This window comes from Aeromicrobium sp. (assembly GCF_049587115.1).
In the GTDB taxonomy this organism is placed as follows: Bacteria; Actinomycetota; Actinomycetes; order Propionibacteriales; family Nocardioidaceae; genus Aeromicrobium.
The window spans coordinates 1-3,858 of sequence record NZ_JBAVDI010000112.1 but is presented as its reverse complement, the minus strand read 5'-3'; the positions used below and the strand labels follow the sequence as shown (position 1 = coordinate 3,858).

4 protein-coding genes, 1 tRNA gene and 1 pseudogene are annotated in these 3,858 nt (G+C 66.6%); 2 read left to right on the top strand and 4 right to left on the bottom strand.

The window, feature by feature from the left end; genetic code table 11:
- Together WB461_RS10380 and WB461_RS10375 are read left to right on the top strand one after the other, a co-directional pair.
- Positions 1–500: hypothetical protein (locus tag WB461_RS10380; RefSeq protein ID WP_423852658.1), on the top strand; the 500-nt coding region annotated here is incomplete at its 5' end.
- Positions 501–548: 48 nt separating this feature from the next.
- Positions 549–621: transfer RNA gene (locus tag WB461_RS10375), tRNA-Asn, on the top strand.
- A 111-nt stretch (positions 622–732) separates the two neighbouring features.
- Here the strand turns inward: WB461_RS10375 and WB461_RS10370 are convergent.
- The 4 genes and pseudogenes from WB461_RS10370 to WB461_RS10355 form a co-directional block, all read right to left on the bottom strand.
- Positions 733–1,926 carry an adenylate/guanylate cyclase domain-containing protein gene (locus tag WB461_RS10370; RefSeq protein ID WP_423852657.1) on the bottom strand — a complete coding sequence of 398 codons (1,194 nt, stop codon included), beginning with the start codon at positions 1,924–1,926 and terminating at the stop codon, positions 733–735.
- A gap of 167 nt (positions 1,927–2,093) precedes the next feature.
- Positions 2,094–2,417 (bottom strand): nuclear transport factor 2 family protein, encoded by a 324-nt coding sequence (locus WB461_RS10365; RefSeq protein ID WP_423852656.1) that lies wholly within the window; start codon positions 2,415–2,417, stop codon positions 2,094–2,096.
- A 158-nt stretch (positions 2,418–2,575) separates the two neighbouring features.
- Positions 2,576–3,490, bottom strand: a complete 915-nt coding sequence (locus WB461_RS10360) for a sulfotransferase domain-containing protein (RefSeq protein ID WP_423852655.1) — start codon at positions 3,488–3,490, stop codon at positions 2,576–2,578.
- Between the two features lie 158 nt (positions 3,491–3,648).
- A pseudogene (locus WB461_RS10355) lies at positions 3,649–3,858 on the bottom strand (PIG-L family deacetylase); the annotation flags it as partial.

The window sequence follows — 3,858 nt, the reverse complement described above, 5'->3', positions numbered from 1 at the left end:
CTGCGGGACCGCATCGTGGGCGCGTCGTGAGGCTGCGCCGCACCCGGCCAAGCATCGAGGTGGCCCCGGGGGAGACCACGCTGGCAAGCGCGATGACGGCCGACGGCCGAGCGGTCTGTGGCACCCGTGATGCGCTCTACCTTCCCTTCCGGATCCCGTGGGAGCAGGTGGAGAGCGCCGACTGGGACAGCGAGACCTCGACACTGCGCGTGCTCGAGACGGATGCGGAGCCGTTCCGGCTGGTGCTGGAGGACGACGAGCCCCGGCGGCTGCTCGAGCTGATCCGCGAACGCGTGACGGCCAGTGTCGTTATCCACCGACACATAGCCGTCGTCGGCAACCGCGGCCTTCGCGTGATCGCACGTCGTGCCCCCGGCCGACGCGACGACCTGCAGTGGCGCACCAGCTACGACGAGGGCGTGGACCCCGAGGATCCTGAGGTGCGCCGGCTGGCTGCCCAGACGCTCGCCTCCGCGAAGAGCGACGTCGGTCTCGCCTGATCCCGATTTCGAGCCGATCGCCCTCCTTGCTAACCTGTCCCGGCGCGATCCCCTGTAGCTCAATTGGCAGAGCATTCGACTGTTAATCGGAGGGTTGTTGGTTCGAGTCCAACCGGGGGAGCACGACACCGCCCCTCACCTGCACCAAAAGGTGGGGGGCGGTGTCCATTGTGCCGTCGGATCCAATGCCGCCGTCACGTGCGGTTCGTGACGCAGTTCCGCCGCCCAGGAGTCAGATGGGCGTGACTGCAATGGTTGCGGCGTCGCGGACCGCCTTGTCGCTGGCCCCGTCCAGCTCGCCAATCGTGGTGTACGCAATGGCATGGGGCTCGATGCCAGCCACCTTTGCATCGGTAGCGTCGAGTCGCTCGACCAGGTCCTTGGAAGCCAGGATCGTGCCGCCGGTAGCGGCCCCTTCGATGCGGGCACCTTCGTTCATCTGATCGCCCAAGGCGGTCACTTCCAGCCGCCCGCTCGTGGCGACCTGTCCGACCATGAGCGTGGCTCCCCAATGCACCCCGACGTTCACCTTGACCTGGACTTCGTCAGGCCCGAGTTGCTCGGCGCCGTCACGAATTGCTCGGGCCGCCTCGATCGCCGCCCGCGCGGCACCGGACTCGGAGTGGAAGTCGGCAGCCAGGAACAAGGCGGAGCCGCCGTCACCGGCGTGCTTGCCGGTGATCCCGAACCGGGCGACGACCGATGTGTCGATCAGATCCGTCAGACTGCGAATCAGCTCGAAGTACCCCCGTGAGGACAGGTGCCGGGAGTGCACACCTGAGGACTCCAGATCGGCGAACAAAATGGCAGCCGGCCGTCGACCGGGTTCGCTGACGCGGTCCATCCGCTCGAACAGCTGCGGGTCTCCACGTCCAAGACGGTTCAGCAGACTCTCCGGCAAAACCCCGCGGTATATGTACAGGATGCCGACGAAACAACCCTCGTCGTCGCTGATCCGTACTTGAACCTGGTGCTGGTCGCCGAGCAAGGTTCGACGGAAACGAAGGTGTGGCGGGAACGCGACCCGGTCGTACCAGGCACGAGGTGCCCGCCCAACCGGCTCAATGTCCGCTGCCAATGGAGCCGTGGAGTCGAAGATCTCCTCGAAATCGGTGTCGGCGGGATCGAGATACCGGCGCATGATCGGCGTGTTGTGGTGAAACCACGCGGTGCCGCTGCCCGGATCGACCCGGATCACCTCCGCGTCTGCTCGGAGGACCCGCCAGATCACCGACCGGCCGATCAGCCGGCGAAATTCACTGGCAGACCCCTCCATGATCCGGTGAAGCTCGCCCGACAGGTAGACGCAGCGAAAGCGTGCATCGAGGATCTCGAAGCTCATTCCCGCGGCCTCCATCGCCACTGCAATGTCGCGCAGGTCGGGATGCTCTGGGAGAGGCGAGGGGCCCAGTGGGTCGTCCTCCATCACCGAAGACTAGCGCCGGCGCATGCTACGCCCGCCGATTTACTCAATCTCGAGCGCAAAGGAGCATCGAGGCGCGAATTGACCGCCGCAAATCTCTCTCATCGAAGTGGGTTTGGTCGCGTGCTGAGGCGGCGAATTGACGCACTGCGCTGCGATAAGCCATCGGTTTAGATCAGGAGCTCTGAGATGAGGTCGCCGGTCACGGTGAGTCGTTGCTTCAGGTCGACCACGCCACCAGGGAAGTTGCCTTCGAGGTGGGTGGCGACGACGTACTTGCCGTCGGCTGCCTGCTCGGTGCCGGTGATCTCGGTCGTGTACGTGTAGTGGGAAGCCACGCTCTCCCGCCACCTGCGGATCTCCGCGATGCCCTGGTAGTGCTGGCCCTCGTCGATAACGTAAGCCTCCCGGGTGAAGCAGTCGAGGAGGACATCGAGGTCGCCGCTCGCCGCTGCGGCGTAGTAACGGGCGATGACATCGGGAGTGGTGGTCATGATCGACAACCTAGGCGGGTTCACCGACACTGTCTCGACTGCGGGAACGATCTGGCGTCGAGCGTCCAGGGCGCCTCGAGGCTGTGCGTCGGCCAGGAAGCGCTCGCCTCAGGGGCTGATGGCCGGCTGTGGCAGTGCGGCGAATCCGCGGGACGGGACTAGGTAATGGCCTCGCGGTGCACCCAGTCGATGAGCTCGTCGGAGGCGAGAGTCCGCACGCGTGCTGCGTACCGGGCGAGGTCGGCGTTGTCGAGGAGGTCGCGCCACTGACCACTCGTGCCGCGGTTGAAGAATGCGGCGGGGTCGATCCAATGCCGACTACCGCCGGGGACAGTCGTCTCGGCTCTGCTGCGCATCGCGCCGAACGTCGCCGCTTGGACCAGGCGGGGCCATCGGTGCTCGTTGACATGGATGCCGAAGCGGGCGGCCAGCTGCCGCATCTGACCCGCCAGGTCGTCCTTCAGGTCGTCGTAGTGCAGGTGGACGACGTCGAGCTCGTCGGCGGCGTCGCGGAACGTCTGCAGGTGCTCGACGGTTCGCCGCAGCGAGGACCCGATCTGGGTCGACGGCGTGTCGTCGTCGACCCACTGCCAGAAGCGGTTCCGCTCGCCGTCGGGCCGAGGCGGCTGTCGTCGCAACGGTCCAAGCTCGGTTCCGTCGATCCCGGCCGCCCGCTCCCGGGCTTTGAGAAACGCGTCGATGTCCGAGTTGTCGATGTGGTGGTCGATCGACAACGCGACGTCGCGGGGGTCACGCCCGACGCAGATGTAGGTGACGGTCGGATCGCTGGGTATCCCGTCGAGCGGCGTGTGGGTCTTGATGAACCGGCGGTGCGACTGGGCTTGCAGGTCCGCGAACACCTCCGCACGGGCCCGGGTCACCATGTCGATCCACGGCGAAAGCGTGTCCAGTGGGAGCGTGAGCTCCGGCTCCTGCAGGATCAGCAGCGCGCAGATCATCTGCGTCCATGTCGTCCCGCACTTCGGTGGCGCAGCGATGATGATGTCGCCGGGGCGAAGCTCGAAGCCGTCCCAGCGGTTGCTGTCGTAGACAGTCCCCTGGTAGCGGCGCACGGCCGCCATCCTCGCAGCGGTTCCGATCCGGTGGAAGGCGCCCGCCGCCTGGCCGTTGATCGGCAGATCCGGACCCGGCTGAGAGCGTCATTCTGGGCGGGGTGCAGCACTTTCCGCACCGAAGTCGGCCACCGTGGGCCCGCTCACGGCAGCGTGAGCTACTGGCCCCAGCCCATCGGGAAGACCTCGAAAGCAGCGCCCATGGCCACGCCGAGACGCTGCCCGGCCGGTCGGCTGGTGCCTTCCAAGAACTCGCGGCCGTCGAAGTGCTCCCAGCCGAGTCCGTCGATGTAGGCCTGGTGCGCCTGGAGGGAGGCCACGCCGACGTCGAAGGTGTCGGTGATGTCCACGCCGTGGGTGGACTGAGG